This window comes from Burkholderia sp. Bp9143 (assembly GCF_003853645.1).
In the GTDB taxonomy this organism is placed as follows: domain Bacteria; phylum Pseudomonadota; class Gammaproteobacteria; order Burkholderiales; family Burkholderiaceae; genus Burkholderia.
In genome coordinates this window covers 72,243-96,886 of the sequence record NZ_QTPO01000035.1, presented here as the reverse complement: position 1 = coordinate 96,886, position 24,644 = coordinate 72,243, and the positions used below count along the sequence as shown (strand labels likewise).

The 24,644-nt window shown below is 67.4% G+C and carries 20 protein-coding genes and 1 tRNA gene; 14 read left to right on the top strand and 7 right to left on the bottom strand.

Going from position 1 to position 24,644, the window contains the following annotated elements; genetic code table 11:
- A partial coding sequence (locus DIE23_RS25070) for an aminotransferase class III-fold pyridoxal phosphate-dependent enzyme (protein WP_124614580.1) occupies nt 1-423 on the top strand: 423 nt, incomplete at its 5' end.
- An 18-nt stretch (nt 424-441) separates the two neighbouring features.
- Here the strand turns inward: DIE23_RS25070 and cysC are convergent.
- The 3 genes from cysC to DIE23_RS25055 all read right to left on the bottom strand — a co-directional run bounded on the left by cysC (nt 442) and on the right by DIE23_RS25055 (nt 1,954).
- Nucleotides 442-981, bottom strand: a complete 540-nt coding sequence (cysC, locus tag DIE23_RS25065; protein WP_124614584.1) for an adenylyl-sulfate kinase — start codon at nt 979-981, stop codon at nt 442-444.
- Between the two features lie 332 nt (nt 982-1,313).
- Nucleotides 1,314-1,388 (bottom strand) — tRNA-Val (locus DIE23_RS25060).
- Between the two features lie 83 nt (nt 1,389-1,471).
- A complete protein-coding gene (locus DIE23_RS25055; protein ID WP_124614579.1) occupies nt 1,472-1,954 on the bottom strand; it encodes an Lrp/AsnC family transcriptional regulator in 483 nt (160 codons plus the stop codon).
- A 191-nt stretch (nt 1,955-2,145) separates the two neighbouring features.
- Between DIE23_RS25055 and DIE23_RS25050 the strand changes: the two genes are divergently transcribed.
- The 4 genes from DIE23_RS25050 (at nt 2,146) to DIE23_RS25035 (ending at nt 6,459) form a co-directional block, all read left to right on the top strand.
- Nucleotides 2,146-3,360, top strand: a complete 1,215-nt coding sequence (locus DIE23_RS25050; RefSeq protein ID WP_124614583.1) for an amino acid aminotransferase — start codon at nt 2,146-2,148, stop codon at nt 3,358-3,360.
- A gap of 30 nt (nt 3,361-3,390) precedes the next feature.
- A complete protein-coding gene (locus DIE23_RS25045; RefSeq protein WP_124614578.1) occupies nt 3,391-3,777 on the top strand; it encodes a RidA family protein in 387 nt (128 codons plus the stop codon).
- Between the two features lie 100 nt (nt 3,778-3,877).
- The gene (locus DIE23_RS25040; protein WP_409364250.1) at nt 3,878-4,948 is read left to right on the top strand and encodes a porin; all 1,071 of its coding nucleotides are present in this window, start codon (nt 3,878-3,880) and stop codon (nt 4,946-4,948) included.
- 92 nt (nt 4,949-5,040) lie between these two features.
- Nucleotides 5,041-6,459, top strand: a complete 1,419-nt coding sequence (locus DIE23_RS25035; RefSeq protein WP_124614576.1) for an amino acid permease — start codon at nt 5,041-5,043, stop codon at nt 6,457-6,459.
- A gap of 36 nt (nt 6,460-6,495) precedes the next feature.
- On the opposite strand, the gene DIE23_RS25030 is transcribed toward DIE23_RS25035, so the two are convergent.
- The gene (locus DIE23_RS25030) at nt 6,496-7,398 is read right to left on the bottom strand and encodes a LysR family transcriptional regulator (protein WP_124614575.1); all 903 of its coding nucleotides are present in this window, start codon (nt 7,396-7,398) and stop codon (nt 6,496-6,498) included.
- A gap of 173 nt (nt 7,399-7,571) precedes the next feature.
- Here DIE23_RS25030 and DIE23_RS25025 point away from each other — a divergent pair, with 173 nt between their 5' ends.
- The 3 genes from DIE23_RS25025 to DIE23_RS25015 all read left to right on the top strand — a co-directional run bounded on the left by DIE23_RS25025 (nt 7,572) and on the right by DIE23_RS25015 (nt 12,087).
- Nucleotides 7,572-9,326, top strand: a complete 1,755-nt coding sequence (locus DIE23_RS25025) for an acyl-CoA dehydrogenase family protein (RefSeq protein ID WP_124614574.1) — start codon at nt 7,572-7,574, stop codon at nt 9,324-9,326.
- The gene (locus DIE23_RS25020) at nt 9,323-10,543 is read left to right on the top strand and encodes a CaiB/BaiF CoA transferase family protein (protein WP_409364249.1); all 1,221 of its coding nucleotides are present in this window, start codon (nt 9,323-9,325) and stop codon (nt 10,541-10,543) included. The genes DIE23_RS25025 and DIE23_RS25020 overlap by 4 nt, the downstream gene beginning before the upstream one ends.
- Nucleotides 10,544-10,674: 131 nt before the next feature.
- Nucleotides 10,675-12,087 (top strand): MFS transporter, encoded by a 1,413-nt coding sequence (locus DIE23_RS25015; protein WP_124614573.1) that lies wholly within the window; start codon nt 10,675-10,677, stop codon nt 12,085-12,087.
- Between the two features lie 183 nt (nt 12,088-12,270).
- Here DIE23_RS25015 and DIE23_RS25010 read toward each other — a convergent pair whose 3' ends face one another.
- Together DIE23_RS25010 and argA are read right to left on the bottom strand one after the other, a co-directional pair.
- Nucleotides 12,271-12,546: an oxidative damage protection protein gene (locus DIE23_RS25010; protein ID WP_006478357.1), complete on the bottom strand. Its 276-nt coding sequence runs from the start codon at nt 12,544-12,546 to the stop codon at nt 12,271-12,273.
- Nucleotides 12,547-12,595: 49 nt separating this feature from the next.
- Nucleotides 12,596-13,975 (bottom strand): amino-acid N-acetyltransferase, encoded by a 1,380-nt coding sequence (gene argA, locus DIE23_RS25005; RefSeq protein ID WP_124614572.1) that lies wholly within the window; start codon nt 13,973-13,975, stop codon nt 12,596-12,598.
- Nucleotides 13,976-13,998: 23 nt separating this feature from the next.
- Here argA and hrpA point away from each other — a divergent pair, with 23 nt between their 5' ends.
- From hrpA to DIE23_RS24980, 5 genes are all read left to right on the top strand, one after another.
- A complete protein-coding gene (hrpA, locus tag DIE23_RS25000) occupies nt 13,999-18,186 on the top strand; it encodes an ATP-dependent RNA helicase HrpA (RefSeq protein ID WP_124614571.1) in 4,188 nt (1,395 codons plus the stop codon).
- 182 nt (nt 18,187-18,368) lie between these two features.
- Nucleotides 18,369-19,358 (top strand): beta-propeller fold lactonase family protein, encoded by a 990-nt coding sequence (locus tag DIE23_RS24995; RefSeq protein ID WP_124614570.1) that lies wholly within the window; start codon nt 18,369-18,371, stop codon nt 19,356-19,358.
- A 16-nt stretch (nt 19,359-19,374) separates the two neighbouring features.
- On the top strand, nt 19,375-20,349 hold the full coding sequence (locus tag DIE23_RS24990) for a sterol desaturase family protein (protein WP_124614569.1): 975 nt from the start codon (nt 19,375-19,377) through the stop codon (nt 20,347-20,349).
- 110 nt (nt 20,350-20,459) lie between these two features.
- Nucleotides 20,460-21,287: an EI24 domain-containing protein gene (locus tag DIE23_RS24985; protein ID WP_124614568.1), complete on the top strand. Its 828-nt coding sequence runs from the start codon at nt 20,460-20,462 to the stop codon at nt 21,285-21,287.
- On the top strand, nt 21,284-22,099 hold the full coding sequence (locus DIE23_RS24980; protein WP_124614567.1) for a molybdopterin-binding protein: 816 nt from the start codon (nt 21,284-21,286) through the stop codon (nt 22,097-22,099). Before DIE23_RS24985 ends, DIE23_RS24980 begins: the two co-directional genes overlap by 4 nt.
- A gap of 139 nt (nt 22,100-22,238) precedes the next feature.
- Here DIE23_RS24980 and DIE23_RS24975 read toward each other — a convergent pair whose 3' ends face one another.
- Nucleotides 22,239-22,703, bottom strand: a complete 465-nt coding sequence (locus DIE23_RS24975; RefSeq protein WP_124614566.1) for a rhodanese-like domain-containing protein — start codon at nt 22,701-22,703, stop codon at nt 22,239-22,241.
- 407 nt (nt 22,704-23,110) lie between these two features.
- Between DIE23_RS24975 and glnA the strand changes: the two genes are divergently transcribed.
- The gene (glnA, locus tag DIE23_RS24970; protein WP_124614565.1) at nt 23,111-24,526 is read left to right on the top strand and encodes a type I glutamate--ammonia ligase; all 1,416 of its coding nucleotides are present in this window, start codon (nt 23,111-23,113) and stop codon (nt 24,524-24,526) included.
- Nucleotides 24,527-24,644 lie beyond the last annotated feature (118 nt).

Genomic DNA, 24,644 nt, shown 5'->3' with positions numbered 1-24,644 from the left:
CACGGCCTCACGTACTCGGGCCATCCGGTCGCAGCCGCGGTGGCGGTCGCGAACCTGAAGCTGCTGCGCGACGAAGGAATCGTCGAGCGCGTGAAGCGCGACATCGGGCCGTATTTCCAGCGTCGGTTGCGGGAAGCGCTCGGCGATCATCCGATCGTCGGCGAGATCGCGGGGACAGGGCTGGTCGCGGGCGTCCAGCTTGCACGCGATCGCGCGCGGCGCGAGCGTTTCGATGCAAGCGTCGATATCGGCACGATCTGCCGCGACTTCTGTTTCAACGGCAACCTGATCATGCGCGCGACCGGCGACCGGATGCTGCTGTCGCCGCCGCTCGTGATCCGGGAGGCGGAGGTCGACGAGATCGTCGACAAGGCGAAGCGCGCGTTCGATGCGACCGCGGAACGGATCGGGCGGGGGAGGTGAGCGAACGCGGCGCTTCGATCAGGCGTAGTCGAAGCGCTGTTGATCGAACTCGATGATGCGCGCGACGCACGCGGAGACGGACATTGTCCCGGTCTCGATGACGAGATCGGGCGCGACGGGGGCCTCGTAGGGATCGGAGATGCCGGTGAACTGGCGCGTCTGGCCGGTCATGGCCTTCGCGTACAGGCGCTTCGGATCGCGCGCTGAACAGGTCTCGATATCGGTCTTCAGATAGATTTCGACGAAGCGCTCGTCGCCGATGGTCTCCCGGGCCAGTTGCCGGTCGGCTGCATACGGGGAAATCAGCGCGACGATCACCATGATCCCCTGATTGTTCATCAGCTTCGCGATTTCGGCGGTACGTCGGCAGTTTTCGGCCCGATCGTCGCGCGTGAATCCGAGATCGTGCGAGACGCCCGAGCGCAGTTCGTCGCCGTCGAGAATGCAGATAGGCTTGTTGTGCGTGCGCAAGTGCGCGGCAATCTCGCGCGAGAGCGTGGACTTGCCTGCGCCACTCAGGCCGGTCAACCACAGGGTGTGTGAGTTCGACAATGTCATGGGTGTGTCGCGACGGTGAAAGCCAGCCGCGCAACGCGCGTTCCGGATTCCGGTCGTTTTGATTGGATTGGGGAGCCGGTGTCGCGTGGCCGACGTCAATGTCGGTCGATTCTAGTCAGTCGTTATTCGTTCGATGTTACTAATTCGTTACCGATTGTTACGCCTGCGAGGCGCTTCATGTCATCCGGTGGCGATGACGGGGGAATGGCATTCCGGCTTTTGCATGACGTGCGTCGGTGCCGCGCGATTGCTTCATGGCCATGAAAAGATCGCAAGGGCGACGCGCAAAACGAAAAGGGCCTGCGTCGTGAGACGCAGGCCCTTGAATTCTTTGGTGGGCGGTACTGGGATCGAACCAGTGACCCCTGCCGTGTGAAGGCAGTGCTCTACCGCTGAGCTAACCGCCCAAAGAAGCTGAAATTATGTCAGAGCTTTTTGGGTTCGTAAAGCACTTTCTTCAAATATTTTTAAGATCGGTGCAACATGCCCGTCAGCCGGCCGTCGACGGCTCGACGAGATCGAGGATCGAGCCGTCGCGCTTGAGCGTCGCGAGCACGATGCTCGAATTGATCGACATCACGCCCGTCGCGCGGTGCAGCCGGTTGATCACGAAGTCCGAGTAGTGGTCGAGGTCGCGCGCCCGCACCGTCAGCACGTAGTTCGAGCCGCCAGTCACGATCTGCGCGGCGATGACTTCCGGCCACTGCCGGATCGCCTCCACGAACCGGTCGTGCCACTCGGGCTCGTCCGGCCGCATCGATACGTGCACGAGCGCCTCGAATGCGACGCCGACCTTCTTCGGATCGATCGTGCAGCGGTAGCCCGAAATGGCGCCGCGTTCCTCGAGCAGCTTCACGCGCCGCAAGCACGCCGACGGCGACAGCGCGACCGCGTTCGCGAGGTCCTGATTGCTGATGCGTCCGTCCCGCTCGAGGTGCCGGAGGATCCGCATGTCGGTTCGATCCAGAGTCATTTCGCAGAATCCCGTCATTTTTGAGATAACAAGCGCAGACTCTACTGCAATCGGATCGATTCGTCATCGAAAAATGAAGCTCATTCTATTTCGTCCTCGATAACATGCGCCCCATGCCTCGACCGCACGGCCTGACGCGCTGTCACGCCGCCGGCCGACTCGCCGCCTTCAACTTCTACCGTCATTCCGCCATGTACGAACACATTCCCGCCTATCCGGGCGACCCGATCCTGTCGCTGTTCCAGGCGTTCCAGCAGGATGCCCATCCGCACAAGGTCAATCTCAGCATCGGCCTCTACTACGACGACGCGGGCCGCATCCCGGTGCTGGAGAGCACGCGTCTCGCGGCCGAGCGCCTGCGCGAAGCCGGCGCGCCGCATACGTATCTGCCGATGGAGGGGCTCGCCGCGTATCGGCAGGGCGTGCAGCGCCTCGTGTTCGGCGCCGATTGCGCGGCGCTCGCGCAAGGGCGCATCGCGACGCTGCAGACGCTCGGCGGCTCGGGTGCGCTGCGGCTCGGCGCGGAGTTCGTGAAGCGCTATTTCCCCGACAGCGCGATCTGGATCAGCGATCCGACGTGGGACAACCATCGCGTGATCTTCGCGGCGGCCGGCCTCGACGTGCACACGTATCCGTACTACGACGCAGCGCGCAACGACCTTCGCGTCGACGCGATGCTCACGGCGCTCGACGCGCTGCCCGCACGCAGCATCGTGCTGCTGCAGCCGTGCTGCCACAACCCGACGGGCCTCGACCTCGACCGCGACGCGTGGCGCGCGGTGATCGACGTGCTCGTGCGCCGCGGGCTGATTCCGTTCCTCGACATGGCGTACCAGGGCTTCGGCGACGGCCTCGACGATGACGCATGGGCCGTGCGCGCGATCGTCGACGCGGGGCTGCCGGCGATCGTCAGCAACTCGTTCTCGAAGAACTTCTCGCTGTACGGCGAGCGCGTCGGCGGCCTGTCGATCGTCTGCGCGAGCGCGGGCGAAGCGGCGACGGTGCTGAGCCAATTGCAGGCCGGCGTGCGCCGTACTTACTCGAGCCCGCCGCTGTTCGGCGCGCAGCTCGTGTCGGCCGTGCTGAACGACGACGTCCTGCGTGCGTGCTGGGAAGACGAGGTGGCCCAGGTGCGCACCCGCATCAAGCGCATGCGCGGCGCGCTGAAGGCGCGGCTCGACGCACGCCTGCCGGCGCCCGCGTTCGAGGCGCTCGTCACGCAGCGCGGCATGTTCAGCTACACGGGCATCGCCGCGACCGACGTGGACCGGCTGCGCGCGTCGCACGGCGTCTACCTGCTGCGCTCGGGCCGCATGTGCATCGCGGGCCTGAACGATGCGAACGTCGACCACGTCGCGAACGCGATCGCCGACGTGCTCGGCGGCACGGCGCGCCAGGCCGCCTGAGCGGCCGATCCCGAACCGAAGGAGGACACGATGGCAGACACGATCCCGGTCGACTTGCCGCAACTCGCGCAGCCGTTCTCGTGGGCGACCCGCGCGGGCGGGCTGATGTTTACCGGCCATGGCCCGGTCGATGCGTCCGGCGCGATCGTCGGCGACACGATGACCGAGCAGGCGCGCATCACGCTCGGCAATCTCGCGAAGGCCGTCGCGGCGGCCGGCGCGACGATGGACGACGTCGCGCAGGTGCTCGTCTACCTGTCCGACGTAAAGGCGATGCCGGAATTCGACGCCGAATACCGGTGCCATTTCCGCGAACCGTACCCGAACCGCACGTGCGTGGGCGTGCAGGGCTTCGCGCACCCCGCGATGCGGGTCGAACTCGTCGCGTACGTCGCGCTGCCGGCGGTACGCGGCTAGCAGGCACGCAACTTCGCGCGAATTGCAGTACCCACGATTACCGACACACCCCAACCAGCACCAACACACATCGAGAAATCAGACAAGGATGGAGACAAAGATGAGGAACATCAGTCGATTCGCACTGCCGACGATGGCGGGCCTGCTCGCCGCGAGCGGCGCGATGGCGCAGAGCAGCGTGACGCTGTACGGCATCGTCGACCAGAGCATTCGCTACACGACGCATGCGAACGCGTCGAACGACGCGAGCGTGCAGATGACCAACGGCGCGATCACCAACAGCCGCTGGGGCCTGAAGGGCAGCGAAGCGCTCGGCGGCGGGCTGAAGGCGATCTTCCAGCTCGAGAGCGGCTTCGAGCCGCAGAACGGGCAGCTCGACGGCGCGCTGTTCGGCCGCTACGCGTACGTCGGCCTCGCGAGCGACTGGGGCACCGTGAAGCTCGGCCGGCAGGCGACCGAGGCGTTCAACCTGTTCGGCGATCTCGACCCGCTGACGGTCGGCAACTACACGGCCAACATGTGGCCGTACTTCCTCACGCAGGGCCGCGCGAGCAACGTCGTCAGCTACGACGGCACGTTCGGCGGGCTGAACGTCGGCGCGAGCTACGGTTTCGGCGGGGTCGCGGGCAGTCTCGGCGCGAATGCGTACTGGGGCACGCACGTGTCGTACACGCTCGGCGGGCTGATGGTCGGCGCGACCTACCAGCAGGTGCGCGACCTGAACAGCCGCGCGCAACAGGCATGGGGCGCGGGCGCACGCTATGCGTTCGGCGCGGCGACGCTGTACGCGGGCTATCTCGGCGGCATCGACCGCACGGGCATGCTCGACCAGCAGCTGCTGAATGCGCCGGGCCGCGACGTGACCTACGGTTCGTTCGCCGACAACCCGCGCCGCGACGCGATCTTCTATACCGGCGCGAGCGTGAAGGTCACGCCGGCGGTATCGGTGACGGGCGTCGCGTACTACGACGACATCCGCAGCGTCAACGGCATGGCAGGTAACGGCGGGAAGCGCTTTACGGGCGTGCTCGAGGCCGAGTACGCGCTGTCGAAGGCGACGCAGGTCTACGCGACGGTCGACTACAACCGGGTGACCGGCGGCGCGTTCACCGAAATGCCCGGACGCGGCAACCAGACGGGTGTTGCGGCCGGCTTGCGTCACATGTTCTGAGTACGCGGCGCGCGGTGGCCGGTGCGGTCCGGCACCGGCCCGTGCGCCGTCGACGTTTCGACCGGACACACGCTTTCGAACGAGGTCATTCGATGCAACCAGAAGGACAATTCCAGCATATCGCGGCGCGCGAGCAGGGTCTGCGCCGCACGCTTTCCGCACGGCAGATGGCGATGATCGCGATCGGCGGTGCGATCGGCACCGGTCTGTTTCTCGGCAGCGGGTTCGCGATCGGCTTCGCGGGCCCGAGCGTGCTCGTCAGCTACGCGATCGGCGCGTTCATCTCGCTGTTGCTGATGGGCTGTCTCGCGGAGATGACGGTCGCGCATCCGACCTCCGGGTCGTTCGGCGCGTACGCCGAACATTACGTGAGCCCGTGGGCCGGGTTCCTCGTGCGCTATGCGTACTGGGCGTGCATCGTGCTCGCGGTTGGCACCGAAGTCACCGCGATCGCGCTGTACATGAAGTACTGGTTCCCGGGCGTGCCGGGCTGGCTGTGGATCGTCGGCTTCTCGGCGCTGCTCGTGTTCGTCAACGCGCGCAGCGTCGATGTGTTCGGCGCGGTCGAATACGGCTTCTCGGTCGTGAAGATCGCGGCGATCGTCGGCTTCATCGTGCTCGGCGCGTATGTCGTGTTCGGCAATCCGGCGCTGGTCGGCGACGGCGTGGCCGGCGCGGGCTTTCACCACTACACCGATCACGGCGGCTTCTTTCCGAAGGGCATGTGGGGGATGTGGGTCGCGGTGATCGTGTCGATCTTCAGCTACTTGAGCATCGAGATGATCGCGGTCGCGGCGGGCGAGGCGGAAGATCCCGAGCGCGCGGTGACGCGCGCGTTCCGCTCGACGATCGTGCGGCTCGTGCTGTTCTACCTCGTCACGCTCGCGCTGATGCTCGCGATCGTGCCGTGGACGGCGGCGGGGCGCGATGAGAGCCCGTTCGTGAGGGTGATGGAGGCGATCCACCTGCCGGGCGCGGCCGGACTGATCAATTTCGTCGTGCTGATCGCCGCGCTGTCCGCGATGAACAGCCAGCTCTACATCACGACGCGGATGATGTTCAGTCTGTCGCGCGCGGGTTACGCGCCGAAGGCGCTCGGCGAAGTGAACGCGCGCGGCGTGCCGTTCGGCGCGCTTCTGCTGTCGACGCTCGGCATCGCGCTCGCGACGGTCCTGAGCGTGCTGTATCCGGACGCGTCGTTCACGATCATGATGTCGGTGTCGATGTTCGGCGCGCTGTTCACGTGGATGATGATCTTCGTCACGCATTACTGCTTCCGGCGGCGTCGCGCCGCGCTCGGCCTGCCGGCACCCGCGTTCCGGATGCGCGGCTTTCCGCTGCTGACGCTGCTCGGCGCTGCACTGATGCTCGCGGTGATGGTGACGACCTACTTCACGGCCGAATTCCACATGACGCTGATCTTCGGCATTCCGTTCCTGATCGCGCTGTCCGTCGTGTACGCGGTGTGGTACCGGCGCGCGCAGCCGGTGCTGCACCCGGAGGCGAAGTAACGGAGACGTACCGGCGCGAAGTCCCGGCGCGCCGGCTCAACCCGCGAGCGCGGGCAGTGCGTTGATCGACGCACGCACGTAGTCGGCGAAGCGCAGCGCGACCGGTTCGGCGGTGCCGCTGCGCTTCAGCTCGAGCGTGCGCGATTCGAGCGACGCATCCTTCAGCGGCCGGAACGCGAGCCGGTCGCTCTTCACCTGCTGCAGCACGCGCGGCACGAGCGCGATGCCCATCCCGAACTCGACCATCGACAGGATCGTCTGCCACAGCCGCGCCTCGTGACGGATCAGCGGGCTGAATCCCGCGTTCACGCATTGCGCGATGATCAGGTCGTGATAGTGCGGCGCCGCGTCGCGCGGAAACAGGATGAACGGTTCCGCGGCCAGCGTGGCGAGCGCGACCTGCCGGCGCCGCGCGAGCGGATGCGCGGCCGGCAGGCAGCACACGAACGGTTCCGCGTAGACGGGCGCCGATTCGACCTCGGGCGGGCAGTGGCCCCAGTGCGCGTAGCCGAGATCGATCTGGCCGCGCTGGATCGCCTGCACCTGCGCCTGCGTGTTCATCTCGCTCAGCACGATCTCGACGCCCGGATAGTCGGCCTCGAAGCGCCGCACCGCATCGGGCAGCCCGCGATACAGCATCGAATGGACGAAGCCGATCCGCAGCCGGCCCGCGAGACCGGACGCCGAGCGCACCGTGAGCCGCTCGGCCTCGGCCGCCTGCAGCAGCAGACGGCGCGCCTCGCCGAGCAGCACCGCGCCCGCGTTGGTCAGCGCGACCGTCTTGTTGGTGCGTGAAAAGAGCTGCACGCCAAGCGCTTCCTCGAACTTGCGGATATCGAAGCTCAGCGCCGGCTGTGAGATGAACAGGCGCTTCGCCGCGCGCCCGAAATGCAGTTCCTCGGCGACCGCCACGAAGTAGCGCAACTGCCTCAGTTCCATGCTGTCTCCTTGCCGCATCGATATCGATAAGCGCCGTCTATCGTACCGGATAAATCCTGTATTGGACGCTTATCGATCGCGCGCCTACGCTCTGCTGAACGTCTGGCACCGGCCGGCCGCTCCGCCGCAGCGCGGGCGCCGGCCGGCAGCCGGGCCACCATGGAGACGCATGCATGAACGACACCGCTCGCACGCCGGACGCCGGCGCAGCCAACAACATCCCCGATAGCCGGGGCATCAATTTCTTCACGGCCGATCCCGATCTCGGCGCCTTGCTGAAGCTGCATCTCGGCGCGACCCAATACGCACGACTCGAACCGCAGCTGCACGCGCTGGGCGCGCGGGTATCGGGCGAACTCGACGCATGGGCGTCGCGCGCGGACAAGCATCCGCCCGTGCTCGAGCACCGCAATCGGCGCGGCGAGGCCGTGCAGCGGATCGACAAGGATCCCGCGTATGTCGCGCTCGAACGCGTCGCCTATTCGGAACTCGGGCTCGCGTCGCTGAGCCACCAGCCCGACGCGGTGGCGCCGCTCGTCAAGTACGCGCTGACGTTCCTGTTCGTGCAGGCCGAATTCGGTCTGTGCTGCCCGGTCAGCATGACCGATTCGCTGACGCGCACGCTGCGCCGGTTCGGCGAGCCGGCGCTCGTCGAGCACTACCTGCCGATGCTCGCGTCGCGCGATTTCGACACGCTGTTCCAGGGCGCGATGTTCATGACCGAGCAGGCGGCCGGCTCCGACGTCGGCCGCATCGCGACGCGCGCGGTGCGCGAAGCGGACGCGCACGGCGGGACGGTGTGGCGCTTGTACGGCGACAAGTGGTTCTGCTCGAACGCGGACGCCGATCTGGCGATGGTGCTCGCGCGGCCCGACGGCGCGCCGGACGGCATCAAGGGGCTCGCGCTGTTCCTGCTGCCGAAGACGCTTCCGGACGGCACGCGCAATCGCTACCGGATCGTGCGGCTGAAGGACAAGCTCGGCAGCCGTTCGATGGCGAGCGGCGAGATCGCGCTCGAGGGCGCGCAGGCCTGGCTGATCGGCGAGATCGGCCGCGGCTTTCACCAGATGGCCGACATGATCAACATGTCGCGGCTGTCGAACGGCGTGCGCGCGGCGGGGCTGATGCGGCGCGCGCTCAACGAGTCGCTGCACGTGGCCGCGCACCGCGCCGCGTTCGGCCGCAAGCTGATCGAGATGCCGCTGATGCAGCGCCAGCTGATGAAGATGCTGCTGCCCGCCGAGGCCGCGCGCGCGATGTTCATGCAGATCGCGCTGCTGCTGCCGCGGGCGGATGCAGGCGACGAGCAGGCCGCGCGCTGCGTCCGCATCCTGACGCCATTGATCAAGTTCCGCGCGTGCCGCGACGCGCGCCGCGTGACGGGCGACGCGATGGAGGTGCGCGGCGGCACCGGCTACATCGAGGAATGGAGCGATGCGCGTCTCGTGCGCGATGCGCATCTCGGCTCGATCTGGGAAGGCACCAGCAACATCGTCGCGCTCGACGTCGCGCGCGCCGCGCAGCGCGAGCAGGCGCTGGACGCGCTGCGTACTTTCCTTGGCGACCGCCTTGGCGCGGCACCACTGCCCGACGCGAGCCGCGCGGCGCTGCGGCGCATTTTCGCGCGCGCATGCGACGCGCTCGCGCGGGTCGCGGCGGAAGGCGACGACGCGCGCGTGCGGCAGGCCGCGTCGGCGCTGTACTACGCGAGCGCGGCCGTGCTGATGGCATGCGAGGGCGTGCAGCTCGCGCCCGATTACCGGCGCCTCGCGCTCGCGCACCTGATCGTGCGCCACAAGCTGCTGCCGGTCGACCCGCTCGCGCCGGCGTCGCGCGACGACGAAGCGGCGGCATTCGACGCGCTGCTGCGCGGCACGCCGGTGCCGCTCGACATGGCGCTCGACCTGCTGCCGGAGGTCGAACGATGAGCGCGATGGAAGCGACGAAAGCGACCCGTGGCGCACTGGACGGCCTGAAGATCGTCGACCTGAGCCGCGTGCTCGGCGGCCCGTACTGCACGCAGGCGCTCGCCGACCACGGTGCGACGGTGATCAAGATCGAGCCGCCGGGCGGCGACGAGACGCGCGGCTGGGGGCCGCCGTTCCTCGGCGACACCGCGTGGTACTTCATGGGCGTGAATCGCAACAAGGAAGGGCTCGCGCTCGACCTGTCCCGCGACGAAGGGCGCGCGATCCTGTGGCGCCTGCTCGAAGACGCCGACGTGCTCGTCGAGAACTTCAAGCCCGGCACGCTCGCGCGCTGGGGGATGGACTACGCGCGCGACCTGCAGCCGCGTTTCCCGCGCCTGATCCACTGCGCGGTGACGGGCTTCGGCGAGGACGGTCCGCTCGGCGGGCTGCCCGGCTACGACGCGGTGATCCAGGCGATGGCCGGGCTGATGAGCGTCAACGGCGAGCGCGACGGCGACGCGATGCGTATCGGGTTGCCGATCGTCGACATGGTCACCGGGCTCAACGCGCTCGCGGGCATCCTGCTTGCGCTCGCCGAGCGCGAGCGGAGCGGGCAGGGACAGGCGATCGACATCGCGCTGTACGACTGCGGCGTGTCGTTGCTGCATCCGCACCTGCCGAACTTCTTCGGCTCGGGACACGTGCCCGAGCGCAGCGGCAACGCGCATCCGAACATCGCGCCGTACGACAGCTATCGCACGGCAACCGTCCCGATCTTCCTCGCGGTCGGCAACGACCGGCAGTTCGCACGCCTCGTCGCGCATCTCGGCGCGCCGGCGCTCGCCGGCGATCCGCGCTTCGTCGACAACCGCAGCCGCTGCGCGCACCGGCCCGAACTGAAGGCCGAGCTCGAGGCACGGCTCGCCGCGCATTCGTGCGAGCCGCTGGCGCGCGACCTGATGGCGGCGGGCGTGCCGTGCGGGCCGGTGCGCACGGTCGCCGACGTCGCGCGCGACCCGCATGCGCTGCACCGCGAATTGTTCGTCGAGATCGGCGCCTATCGCGGCACCGCATCGCCGGTGAAGCTGTCGCGCACGCCGGCGACCTATCGTTCGCCGCCGCCCGAGCTCGGCCGCGACACGCGCGCGGTGCTCGACCGCCTCGGCGTCGATCCCGCGCTCCAGCAGCAATTGCTCGATGCCGGCGTGCTGAAGGTCGCGCCGGATCAGACGTGAGCCTCCTCGGCCGACGGATCGCAAGGAAACGCGGCGCAACGTAAGGCAACACCGCCAGCCGGCGGCGCAAGGCCGGCCATCCGGCAAGGCGCGCGACAATCGCGCCGCCGATCACAAACATGGAGACATCGATGAGCCGTCCGCAATCCCCGTCCGCCGCGCAGCCGCGGCCCGGCCGTGCCGCCCTCGCGGCGTTCGTCGGCACCACGATCGAGTGGTACGACTTCTACATCTACGGCACCGCCGCCGCGCTCGTGTTCGGCAAGGTGTTCTTTTCGAGCACGATGGATCCCGGCGTCGCGACGCTGCTCGCGTTCGTCACGTTCTGGGCCGGCTTCGCCGCGCGGCCGCTCGGCGGAATCGTGTTCGGGCATCTTGGCGATCGCGTCGGCCGCAAGACCGCGCTCGTGATCACGCTGGTGATGATGGGGCTTGCCACGACCGGCATCGGCCTGTTGCCCGGCTATGCGTCGATCGGCGTGTGGGCCCCCGCCGGCCTCGTCGTGCTGCGCGTGCTGCAGGGCATCGCGGTCGGCGGCGAGTGGGGCGGCGCGGTGCTGATCGCGAGCGAGAACGCGCCGAAGCATCGCAGCATCCTGTATGCGGCGTTCGCGCAGCAGGGTTCGCCCACCGGCAACCTGCTCGCAACCGCTGCCTTCTTCGCGCTGAGCGCGCTGCCGACGCCGTCGTTCCTGATGTGGGGCTGGCGCATTCCGTTCCTGCTGTCGGCGGTGCTCGTGATCATCGGGATGGTGATCCGGTTGCGGCTCGAGGAATCGATCGACATGCAGCGCGTGCTCGCGCGCAAGCGCACCGTGAAGCTGCCGCTGCGCGACGTCGTGCGCGACCACTGGCCGGTCGTGCTGCTCGCGGCCGGCACGCTGCCGGTGATCAACGTCACGTATTTCCGCAGCACGTTCGCGCTGTCGTGGGCGACCAAGGAGCTCGGCTACGCGCAGGGCACGTTCCTCGGCATCCTGTCGATCTCGCTCGTCGTGCAGTTCCTGATGCAGCCGGTCGGCGCGTGGTTCGTGTCGAAGGTCGACATGCGCCGCGCGATGTGCTGGATCCTGATTCCGGAGATCGTGCTGATGCCGGTGATGTTCCATGCGCTCGCGACGCGTTCGTACTGGGTCGCCGTCGCGGGGATGTGCATCTCGACGATCCCGTCGGCGATGTTCTACGGTGCGGTCGGCGGCGTGCTCGCGCGCGTGTTTCCGGCCAACATCCGCTATACGGGCCTGTCGCTCGCGTACCAGCTGAGTGCGCTCGTCGTCGGCGGCGGCACGCCGGTGCTCGCGCAAGCGATCCTGAACGCGACCGGCAGCATCGTTGGCGTCGCGATCGCGTCGGGGCTATACGCGCTCGTGTCGCTCGCGTGCATGCTCGCGCTGCTGAATCGCACCGGCTATCGCGCGGACGAACTGTCGACGGCTGAGCGCAGCGACGCGGCCGAGTGGGGCACCGAAAGCGCGAGCGATGAAGGTCCGGCTGGCGCGACGGCACAGCCGGACGACCGTGGCACGTTGAAACCGGCGGGTTGACTCGGGCAGGCCGGCGCGGACTGCCGACTTGCCGACTCGGCGGAAGCGAACACGCCGGCCGGATCGCATCGGCTCGATTCCGCCTCCCCAAAAACAAACGGCACCGTGCGATACACGGTGCCGTTTGTTTTGCGTCGCTTGGCGACGAGGCCGGCGCAGCCGGCCTGCGCGATTCGCGGCGCTTCAGCCTTCCGTCGGCGGCACGTAGCCGGACGCCTGGTCTGCGCCGTCGCCGAAGAAGTACTTTTCGGTCTGCTTCATCAGGTACTGGCGTGCGCGCGGGTCGGCCATGTTCAGGCGGTTCTCGTTGATCAGCATCGTCTGCTGCTTGAGCCAGCCTTGCCATGCTTCCTTCGACACGCTTTCGTAAATGCGCTTGCCGAGTTCGCCCGGCAGCGGCGGGAAATCGAGACCTTCGGCTTCCTTGCCGAGCTTCGCGCATTGGATCATTCGAGCCATCGTGTACTTCTCCTGTAATCGGTCTGGGGGAGGGCAGTCGTGCCTGCGCTCAGAGCTGCTTCATCAGCACGAGCGACTTGCGCTGCCAGTTATAGAGTTTGCGGCGGTCTTCCGGCAGGTCGTCGACGCTGACCTTGACGAAGCCGCGCTTGAGGAACCAGTGCTCGGTGCGCGTCGTGAGCACGAAGATGTGCGTGAGGCCGCGCGCGCGGGCGCGCTGCTCGATGCGCTTGAGCAGGCGTTCGCCGTCGCCCGAGCCTTGCGCTTCCGGCGCGACCGTCAGGCACGCCATCTCGCCGATCTTTTCCTGCTGGTACGGATACAGCGCGGCGCAGCCGAACAGCACGCCATCGTGCTCGATCACCGAGAAGTGGTCGATGTCGCGTTCGATCTGGTGGCGGCCGCGCCGCACCAGCGTGCCGTCCGACTCGAGCGGTTCGATCAGCGACAGGATGCCGCCGACGTCGTCCGGCGTCGCTTCGCGCAGGCTCTCGAGGTTCTCGTACGAGATCATCGTGCCGACACCGTCGTGCAGGAACAGTTCGAGCAGCATGCTGCCGTCGAGCGACTGCGGAATCAGGTGGGCCCGGGTCACGCCGCCGCGGCAGGCGCGGATCGAGTGCTTCAGGAAGAACGCGTCGTCACCCTGGATGTTGCCGGAATCGAGCAGCTCGGCGGCCGCGTCGAGCGACATTTCGCGGATCAGCTCGCCTTCGTCGTCGACGATGCCGGGCGCTTCGGTCAGGAAGATGATCTTGTCGGCGCGCAGCGCGATCGCGGCGGCCGATGCGACGTCTTCCATCGACAGGTTGAACGCCTCGCCGGTCGGCGAGAAGCCGAGCGGCGACAGCAGCACGAGCTTGCGGCTCGAGAGCGAATGACGGATGGATTCGGCGTCGATCTTGCGCACGATGCCCGTGTGCGCGAAATCGACCCCGTCGAGAATCCCCACCGGCCGTGCGGTCACGAAGTTGCCGGACACGACGCTGATGTGCGCATGCGCCATCGGCGAGTTCGGCAGACCCTGGCTGATCGCGGCCTCGATATCGAGACGCACTTCGCCGGCCGCTTCCTTCGCGGATTCGAGCGCGCGCGCATCGGTGATGCGCAGCCCGTGCGAAAACTCGGATTCGACACCATGCAGGCTCAGTTGCTCCTCGACCTGCGGCCGCGAGCCGTGCACCAGCACGATCTGGATGCCCATCGCCTGCAGCAGCGCGATGTCGGATACGAGCGCGTTCAGGAGCCCCTGCTGCACCACCTCGCCGCCGAACCCCACGACGAACGTGCTGTTGCGGAACTTGTGGATATAGGGCGCGACGGAGCGCATCCAGTCGACGAACTGCGCGTGGCTGGCGGCCGAATCGTCGGCGGCCGGCGGCGTCGCGGCGCCGGTCTGGGCGGGAGGGAGGTCGGTTTGGGAATTCATGGGCGGGATTATAATGCGCCCCCATGTCGAATGTACCTAAAAGTCCCGCGCCGACGCGGGCCAAAGCGCCGTCGGCGAAGCACCCGGATGGTGCGGCCGATGCGCGTCAGCAGCACGGCCAGCCGCCGCGCCAGCAGCAGCAACAGCAGGCGGGCCAGCCGCCGCGCGGGCCGCGCGGCGATGAGCGGCGCCGCGAGGCGGGCCAGCCGGCCGCGAAGGGCGCACCCCAGGCCACCGGCGAGCGCGCGCCGCGCCGCGAACGTCCGCCGCGCGTGCCCGTCGCACCGAATCCCGTTCCGCCGATCACCTATCCCGAAAGCCTGCCCGTGTCGGGCAAGCGCGACGAAATCGCGCGCACGATCGCCGGTCACCAGGTCGTCATCGTCTGCGGCGAAACGGGTTCGGGCAAGACCACCCAGCTGCCGAAGATCTGTCTCGATCTCGGCCGCGGCCTCGGTGCCGGCGGCACGGGCCTGATCGGCCATACGCAGCCGCGGCGCCTGGCCGCGTCGTCGACCGGCCGGCGCATTGCCGAGGAACTCGGCACGCCGTTCGGCGAGGTGGTCGGCTACAAGGTGCGCTTTACCGACAATCTCGCGCCGGGCGCGTCCGTCAAGCTGATGACGGACGGCATCCTGCTCGCGGAGACGCAGACCGATCCGCTGCTGAAGGCGTACGACACGCTGATCATCGACGAGGCGCACGAGCGCAGCCTGAACATCGACTTCCTGCTCGGCTACCTGAAAGAGATCCTGCCGCGGCGGCCCGACCTGAAGCTGATCGTCACGTCCGCGACGATCGATGCCGACCGCTTCGCGCGCCATTTCGGCACCGACGAGCGCCCGGCGCCCGTGATCGAGGTGAGCGGGCGGCTGTATCCGGTCGAGATGCGTTACCGCCCGGTGGCCGAGGATCGCCCGGCCGTGAAGCACGCCGAGGGCACGGGCGGCCGCGACCGCGTGAAGACCGCGCGCGAGGCCGAACGCGACCTGATGGACGCGATCGTCGACGCGGTCGACGAACTGTGCCGCGAAGGCCCCGGCGACGTGCTGGTGTTCCTGCCCGGCGAGCGCGAGATCCGCGAAGCGGCCGAGGCGCTGCGCAAGCACCATCCGCCGCATACCGAGATCCTGCCGCTGTTCGCGCGGCTGTCGGCGGCCGACCAGGACAAGGTGTTCAAGGCGTCGAACGCGCGCCGCATCGTGCTCGCGACCAACGTGGCCGAAACGTCGCTGACGGTGCCAGGCATCCGCTACGTCGTCGATACCGGTCTCGCGCGCGTGAAGCGCTATTCGTACCGGAACAAGGTCGAGCAGCTGCAGGTCGAGTCGATCTCGCAGGCCGCCGCGAACCAGCGCGCGGGCCGCTGCGGCCGGGTGGCCGACGGTGTCTGCATCCGCTTGTACGAGGAAAGCGACTACCAGGCGCGTGCGCGCTTCACCGATCCGGAGATCCTGCGCTCGTCGCTCGCGTCGGTGATCCTGCGGATGAAATCGCTGCACCTGACGGCGATCGAATCGTTTCCGTTCCTCGAGCCGCCGCCCGGCCGCGCGATCGCGGACGGCTACCAGCTGCTCAACGAACTCGGCGCGGTCGACGACGACAACGCGCTGACGCCGCTCGGGCGCGAACTCGCGCGGCTGCCGCTCGATCCGCGCGTCGGCCGGATGATTCTCGCCGCGCGCGATCAGCAGTCACTACGCGAGGTGCTGATCATCGCGAGCGCGCTGTCCGTGCAGGACCCGCGCGACCGTCCGATCGAGGCGCAGGAGCAGGCCGACCAGGCGCACCGCCGGTTCGCCGACGAGCGCTCCGAATTCCTGCAGTGGCTGAAGATCTGGGCGTGGTTCGAAGAGGCCGTCGCGCACAAGAAGTCGAACCGCCAGCTGATCGACGCGTGCCGGCAGAACTTCCTGTCGCATCTGCGGCTGCGCGAATGGCGCGACGTCCATTCGCAGCTGCTGACGGTCGTGCGCGAGCACGGCTGGCGGCTCAACGAGGTCGAGGCGACCTACGAGCAGGTTCATCTGGCCCTGTTGACGGGCCTGCTCGGCAACCTCGGCATGAAGGCCGACGACGATCCGCACTATCTCGGCGCGCGCGGGATCAAGTTCTACCTGTGGCCGGGCTCCGCGCTCGCGAAGAAGGCCGGCCGCTGGGTGATGGCGGCCGAACTCGTCGAGACGAGCCGGCTGTATGCGCGCTGCCTCGCGAAGATCGAGCCGGAGTGGGTCGAGAAGATCGGCGCGCACCTGCTGAAGAAATCGCTGTCGGAGCCGCACTGGGAGAAGCGTCCCGCGCAGGTCAGCGCGTTCGAGCGCGCGACCCTGTACGGGCTGCCGATCTACCACCGCCGGCGCGTCGCGTTCGGCAAGCAGGATCCGGCCCGTGCGCGCGAGCTGTTCATCCGCGGCGCGCTGGTCGAAGGCGAGTTCGACACGAAGCTGCCGTTCTTCGCGCACAACCGCAAGCTGCTCGCCGACATCGAGCAGCTCGAGCACAAGTCGCGCCGGCAGGACGTGCTGGTCGACGACGAACTGATCTACGCGTACTACGATCAGGCGATTCCGGAGGGCATCCATACGGGCGCCGCGTTCGAGCGCTGGTATCGCGACGAGGTGAAGAAGGGCGGCCAGGCGGAGGACAAGCAGCGCCTGCTGTACCTGTCGCGTGACGACCTGATGCGCCACGAGGCGGCTGGCGTGACGACCGAACTGTTCCCGAAGCGCGCGACGATGGCCGGTGTCGAGATGGCGATCACCTACCATTTCGAGCCCGGCACGCCGCGCGACGGCGTGACGCTCGCGGTCCCGCTGTACGCGTTGAACCAGGTCGACGCGCGCCGCTGCGAATGGCTCGTGCCGGGGATGCTGAAGGAAAAGGTGCAGTTGCTGCTGAAGTCGCTGCCGCAGAAGCTGCGCCGGCACTGCGTGCCGCTGCCCGAGTACGCGGCCGGCTTCGTCGAGCGGACGGGCCGCGAGCGCTTCGGCGCGGGCGGGCTCGTCGAGGCGCTGATCGCCGACGTGCGCGGCGAGACGCAGGTCGCGATGAAGACGGCCGACTTCAAGCTCGAGACACTGCCCGCGCACCTGTTCATGAACTTCAAGGTGATCGACGAGCACGGCCGCCAGCTCGCGATGGGGCGCAATCTCGCGCAACTGCGCCAGGAGCTCGGCGCGCAGGCGCAGCAGCAATTCCAGAAGATCGCGGCCGCGTCGACGATCGCGCCCGGCGGCGAGGCGGGCGGGGGCGACGCTGGTGACGCGCCGGCGCCCGCTGCCGCGCCGGGGTCGACCGCGAAGGCCGGCAAGGGTGTGGCGCCGCACACGGCCGCTCCGGCGGAAGCCGGCGCGACCGCGCTGTACGAGAACCTGACGACGTGGAACTTCGGCAAGCTCCCCGAGCTGCTGGAGATCCGCCGCCGCGGCCAGACGCTGTACGGCTATCCGGCGCTCGTCGATCGCGGCACGCATTGCGACGTCGAGGTGTTCGACTCGCCGGAGGAGGCCGCGCGGATTCACCGGGCCGGCTTGCGGCGGCTGTTCGCGCTGCAGCTGAAGGAGCCGATCAAGTTCCTCGAGAAGAACCTGCCGGGGCTGCGCGAGATGGCGATGCAGTACATGTCGCTCGGCACGCAGGACGAACTGCGCGACCAACTGATCGACACGGCGCTCGATCGCGCATGCCTGCAGGACCCGCTGCCCGACGACGACGCGAGCTTCCACGCGCGCCGCGACGAGGGCCGGAGTCGCCTGAACCTGCTCGCGCAGGAGATCGCGCGGCTCGTCGGGCAGATCCTTGCCGAGTACGCGGGCCTTGCGAAGAAGCTCGCGCAGGCAAAGCCGTTCGCGCAGGCCCACGCGGATCTGCAGCAGCAACTCGCCGCGCTGGTCGGCAAGCGCTTCGTGATCGACACCCCTTATGTGCAGCTGGCGCACTTCCCGCGCTACCTGAAGGGCATCGCGTTGCGGATCGACAAGCTGAAGGCCGACCCGGCGCGCGACGCGAAGCAGTCCGGCGAGCTGCTGCCGCTCGTCCAGCAGTATCAGCGCGCGGTGTCGCAGCGCGGCGGCGTCACCGACCCGCGGCTCGCGGAATTCCGCTGGCTGCTGGAGGAACTGCGCATTTCGTTGTTCGCGCAGGAACTGCGCACGCCGATGCCTGTCTCTGTCAAGCGTCTGCACAAGGTTTGGGAGTCGATGCAGCGCTAGCGCAACGGCGGTTGTCCGGGCCCGCACCGGCTGCTGCCGGCCCGGTCGGCCGCGCGGCGCTTGTCGCGGCGGGCCGCACGGCGGCCGCGGCGTGCGTCGAAGTGGCGCAATGCCGACTCCCGTCAACCGGCGGGGCCGGTTGAACGTTTTACAATGACCGCTGTTCCACGACGTGAGTCTTCATGCGCACTTTCCTTTCCTTCGGCCGCACGATTGCGCTGGCCGCCGCCGTGCTGGCGCCCGCCGCACACGCGAATAACGTGATCATCCTCAATTCGGCCGAAGCGACGCTTTCCCTGATCGACCAGCAGACCCGCCAGGTCGTCGGCACGATGCCGACCGGCAAGGAGCCGCACCACCTGATGGCGACGCCGGACAATGCATCGCTGATCGTCGCGAATTCGGTCTCGAACAGTCTGATGTTCGTCGATCCGAAGACGGGCAAGCTGCAGCGCACGGTCGAAGGCATCGAGGATCCGTACCAGCTCGGCTTCTCGCCCGATCACAAGTGGTTCGTGTCGACCGGGCTGCGCCTCGACCGGCTCGACATCTACAGCTACGACGGCCGCGACCTGCATCTCGTGAAGCGCTTGCCGCTCGCGGTGATGCCGAGCCACATCGCGTTCACGAAGGACAGCAAGACCGTGCTCGTGTCGCTGCAGGTGTCCGGCGAGATCGCGGCGGTGGACCTCGCGACGCAGACGGTCAAGTGGAAGATGCCGGTCGGCAAGGTGCCGGCGGGCCTGTGGCTCACGCCGGACGACAAGTTCCTGCTGGTCGGGATGACCGGCGCGGATTACGTCGCGGTGGTCGACTGGCGCAACCAGAAGATCGTCAAGCAGATCTATACAGGCAAGGGCGCGCACAACTTCCGCTCGCTCGCCGACGGCACGCACGTCGCGATCACGAACCGGGTCGCGAACACGATCAGCATCATCGACGAGAACACGCTCACCAACGTCGGCGACATCACCGGCCTGCTGCCGGGCCCCGACGACATGGAGCTGTCCGCCGACAAGAAGACACTGTGGGTGACATTCCGCTTCGCGAAGAAGGTCGGAATCATCGATCTGGCATCGCGCAAGCTGGTGCAGACGATCTCCGTCGGCCGTTCGCCGCACGGGATCTACTTCTACGACCGCGCGCCGTGGAAGGCTGCGAACGGCGCGTGACGGGCGGAGGCGGACGATGCTGCACCTGATCGATGCGTTCGTGTCGGACATCCAGACCTGGCTGTACGTCGACGTCGTGCAGCCGCTCCTCTTCAAGTTCAACCTGATGGACTATGACGAGGACACCTACGACGCGCTGTACTGGGTGATCATCGGCGCGCTCCAGATGGTGCTGATGTTCGCGCTGCTGCGCCCGCTCGAGGCGCTCGCGCCCGTCGAGCGCTGGAAGAACCGCCGCGCGGTGCGGGTCGACGTGATCTATACCGCGATCTCGAAGCTCGGCATCTACACGCTGTTCTTCTTCTTCGCGCTGCAGCCGGTGTTCGACAATTTCCAGGCGTGGCTGCGCCTGCACGGCGTCGCGAACGTCAACCTCGACTATCTGTGGCCGGGTGTGACCTCGAAGCCGATCGTCGCGTTCGCGATCTACCTCGTCGTGCTCGACTTCGCCGGCTACTGGTATCACCGCTGGCAGCACAAGTTCGGCATCTGGTGGGAGCTGCACGCGGTGCATCACAGCCAGCGGCAGATGTCGCTGTGGTGCGACGATCGCAACCACCTGCTCGACAACGTGATCCAGTCGTGCTTCTTCGCGGCGATCGCGCTCGTGATCGGCGTGACGCCGTCGCAGTTCGTCGTGCTGACCGCGGTCACGAACTTCGTGCAGAGCATCCAGCATACGAATGCGCGGCTGTCGTTCGGCTGGCTCGGCGAGCGCCTGCTCGTGAGCCCGACCTTCCACCGTCGCCACCACGCGGTCGGCTACGGCCACGAAGGCACCAAGTACGGCTGCAACTTCGGCGTGCTGTTCCCGTGGTGGGACATGATGTTCGGCACCGCGTCGTGGAACCGCACGGTCGAGCCGACCGGCATCCGCGAGCAGATCGAAGGCGTGTCCTATGGCGACGGCTTCTGGGCGCAGCACGGCCTCGCGTTCATGCGGATCTTCCGGCGCCTCGTTCCCGCGAAGCGCGGTGCGGCGTCGGTCTGACCCGCCACTTTCCTGTTGAACGGCTTTCCGACACGGCCCGCATGCGCTTTGGCGCATGCGGGCCGTGTGGTTTATCCTTTCCCCGTTTTTCTTCGTCGAAACAGGTTCGCATGAACGACTTGCTGCGCTCCTTCGTCCGGGCTTTCGCCAGCGCGCTGCACCCGCGCATGCTGTGGCTCACCCTGATGCCGTTCGTCGTCTCCGCGCTGCTGTGGGGCGTCGTGCTGTGGTTCTCGTGGCAGATACTGATCGATGCCGCGCGCGGCGCACTCGACGGCTTCGTGCTGACGGCCGCGCTGTACCGCGCGTTCGACGCCATCGGGATGTCGCAGCTGCATGCGGTCGTCGCGCCGTTCGTCGTCGTGTCGCTCGCGATTCCGCTGATCGTGCTGACCGTGCTGCTGCTGATCGCGACGATCTCGATGCCGGTCGTGATCAAGCACCTGTCGAACCGGCAGTTCGCCGCGCTGGAGGCGAAGCGGGGCGGCACGTTCTTCGGCAGCGTGTTCAATTCGCTCGGCGCGGCGATCGTGGGCGTCGTGCTGCTCGTCGTCACGATCCCGCTGTGGCTGATTCCGCCGTTCTTCGCGCTGCTGCCGCCCGTGATCTGGGGCTGGCTCACGTACCGCGTGATGACCTACGACGCGCTCGCGCAACACGCGAGCCGCGACGAGCGCCGCGCGCTGGTGCGGCAGCATCGCTGGCCGCTGATCGGCATCGGCGTCGCGACCGGGCTGCTCGGCACCGTGCCGACCTTCGTGTGGGTGTCGTCGGTCTGGATGATGGTGCTGTTTCCGTTCGTGGCGGCGGCCATGATCTGGGTTTACGCTTTCATCCTCGTCTTCTCGGCACTGTGGTTCGGGCACTATTGCCTGCGCGCGCTGGACGACCTGCGCGCGAGTTCGCGCGCCACCGCAATCGACATGGGGCAGGCATGAGCATCGGCATCATCATCATCGGCGACGAAATCCTTTCGGGCCGCCGGCAGGACAAGCATCTGGCGAAGGTCATCGAACTGCTCGGCGCGCGCGGCCTCGCGCTCGACTGGGCCGAATACGTCGGCGACGATCCGGCGCGGATCACCGCGACGCTCGCGCGCGCGATCGCATCGGGCGACATCGTGTTCTCCACGGGCGGGATCGGCGCGACGCCGGACGACCACACGCGCCAGTGCGCGGCCGCCGCGCTCGGCGTGCCGCTCGAACTGCATCCGGAAGCGAAGGCGCTGATCTCGGAGCGCATCCGCGAGACGCACACCGATGCGGCCACGCCGGTCGACTTCGAATCACCGGAAAACCAGCACCGCTTCAACATGGGCGTGTTCCCGGCGGGCGCGACGATCATCCCGAACGGGTATAACCGGATTCCCGGTTTCTCGGTCGGCGATCTCCATTTCGTGCCGGGCTTCCCGGTGATGGCTTGGCCGATGATCGAATGGGTGCTCGACACGAAGTACGAGCATCTCCATCACGCGACGCCGCATGCTGAGCGCTCGCTGTACGTGTTCGAACTGCCGGAGTCGACGCTCACGCCGCTGATGGAGAAGATCGAGCGCGATTTCCCGGGCGTGCGCGTGTTCAGCCTGCCGAGCGTCGGCGATGCCGAGCGCGGCGGGATCTATGCGCGCCGGCATATCGACCTCGGCGTGAAGGGCGAGCCGGAGGCGGTGGCGGCCGCGTTCGTGAAGCTGCGCGAAGGCGTGCACCTGCTCGGCGGCGACGTCGTCGAACCGGATGCACCGCGCGCCTGAGCGGGCCGCGCATCGATTACCCATACGGACCGCGGAACGGCCGTACACAAACCACGGGCCGCGCAACGCGGCCCGTCATCGGGATGTCATCGCCCGGCTCGACGATGTCGCAGTCAGGCGTGCCTGGGCGGATGCGCCGTCAGGCGCCGATCCACGGCAGTTTCCGGAAGCACCAGCCGTCGACCGTCTTGCGGTGGCCTTCGGCGTCCTTGCCGCCCTCGAAGCCTTCGAGCAGGTCGAAGGCCTTCGTGAAGCCGGCCTGCGTCGACGCGATCGCGGCGAGCTTCGAGCGCGCGGCGCTGCGGCACAGGAACAGGATGGGCGTATCGGCCGGGAAGGCCGCTTTCAGTTCGTCGACGAATTCGGCGTTCGGCACGCCGCCCGGATAGCGCGTCCATTCGAGGTGCAGGTACTGGCCGTCGCCGACGAGCGGGCGGCCGATCCAGTCGAGCTCGGCGCGGGTGCGCACGTCGACGAGGCGCGCCGACGGGTCGAGCTGCAGCAGTTCGAATGCCTCGACCGGCAGCAGTGCGCCGGCATAGTTGAGCGCGCCTTGGGCGCGGCGTTCTTCGGCCTTCGCGTAAAGCTGATCGAGCGTACTCATGGCAGGAGGTCTCCGTATCGGTCAAACGATTATTCTAGCGCGGCACCGCCGCGCGAATGTCCGGAGGGGGCCGCGGGGCATGCACCGCCCACGCGCTCACCAAAAGAGTGCAAAATGGGATGCATGCACCAGAATGATTTGGTTGTCACGGCGAGCCCGCTCGATTGCACCATCGCGGTGCGATCGAGCGACCGCCGGTGCGGCGCCCGGCCCCGGAATCGCGCAGCCGGGCCCTGCCGTGGCGCGGGCTGGCGCGATTCATGTCGCTTCTGTGCATGGCTGGCACGGTTGCTGCTATATAGAATTCGGTCGACCCGGAGCGCGCTGCGCCAAAGCCAGACTCCGGGCAGCTCGATAAACGAGGCGGTTCCCAGTCCGCCGGAATTGTTCAATCAGGAGAAGAGGTTATGAGTAAAACCGTCGCCGACGTCATGCAGCTCGTGAAGGACGAGGACGTCAAGTTTGTCGATTTCCGCTTCACGGATACGCGCGGCAAGGAACAGCACGTGTCGGTGCCGGTCTCGGCGTTTGACGAAGACAAGTTCGAAAGCGGCCATGCATTCGACGGTTCGTCGATCGCGGGCTGGAAGGGCATCGAGGCGTCGGACATGCTGCTCATGCCGGACCCGAGCGCCGCGTTCATCGACCCGTTCTATGAAGAGTCGACCCTCGTGCTGACCTGCGACGTGGTCGAGCCGGCCGATGGCAAGGGCTACGAGCGCGATCCGCGTTCGCTCGCGAAGCGCGGCGAAGCGTATCTGAAGAGCACGGGTATCGGCGACACGGCCTTCTTCGGTCCGGAGCCGGAATTCTTCATTTTCGACTCGGTCCAGTGGAACACGGACATGTCGGGCTGCTTCGTGAAGATCAACTCGGAAGAAGCACCGTGGTCGGCTGGCAAGGAGTTCGAAGGCGGCAACACGGGCCACCGTCCGGGCACGAAGGGCGGCTACTTCCCGGTCGCGCCGGTCGACACGTTCCAGGACATGCGCTCGGAAATGTGCCTGCTGCTCGAACAGCTCGGCATCCCGGTCGAAGTGCACCACCACGAAGTGGCGGGCCAGGGCCAGAACGAAATCGGCACGAAGTTCTCGACGCTGGTGCAGCGTGCCGACTGGACGCAATGGTCGAAGTACATCATCCATAACGTCGCGCACTCGTACGGCAAGACGGCGACGTTCATGCCGAAGCCGGTCGTCGGTGACAACGGTTCGGGCATGCACGTTCACCAGTCGATCTGGAAGGACGGCCAGAACCTGTTCGCGGGCAACGGCTACGCCGGCCTGTCGGAACTGGCGCTGTTCTACATCGGCGGCATCATCAAGCACGCCCGTGCGCTGAACGCGATCACGAACCCGACGACGAACTCGTACAAGCGTCTGGTCCCGCACTTCGAAGCACCGGTCAAGCTCGCTTACTCGGCGCGCAACCGTTCGGCATCGATCCGCATTCCGCACGTGTCGAACCCGAAGGGCCGCCGCATCGAAACGCGCTTCCCGGACCCGATGGCGAACCCGTACCTGTGCTTCACGGCGCTGATGATGGCCGGTCTCGACGGGATCCAGAACAAGATCCATCCGGGCGAAGCAGCCGACAAGAACCTGTACGACCTGCCGCCGGAAGAGGATGCAAAGATCCCGACCGTTTGCGCAGGCCTCGACCAGGCACTGGAAGCGCTGGACAAGGATCGCGAGTTCCTGACGCGCGGTGGCGTGTTCACCGACGGCATGATCGATGCGTACCTCGCGCTGAAGGAGCAGGAGCTGGCGAAGTTCCGCATGACGACGCATCCGATCGAGTTCGAGATGTACTACTCGCTGTAATCGGCGATGGCGCTTCGATTCAGCGCCGTCCTGCCGGTTCGTTCCCGTCGCGCGGCTTGCGGCGGGAACCGCGGAGTCTGAAAGGGGACGGCGTCCAGCCGTCCCTTTTTTGTTCCGA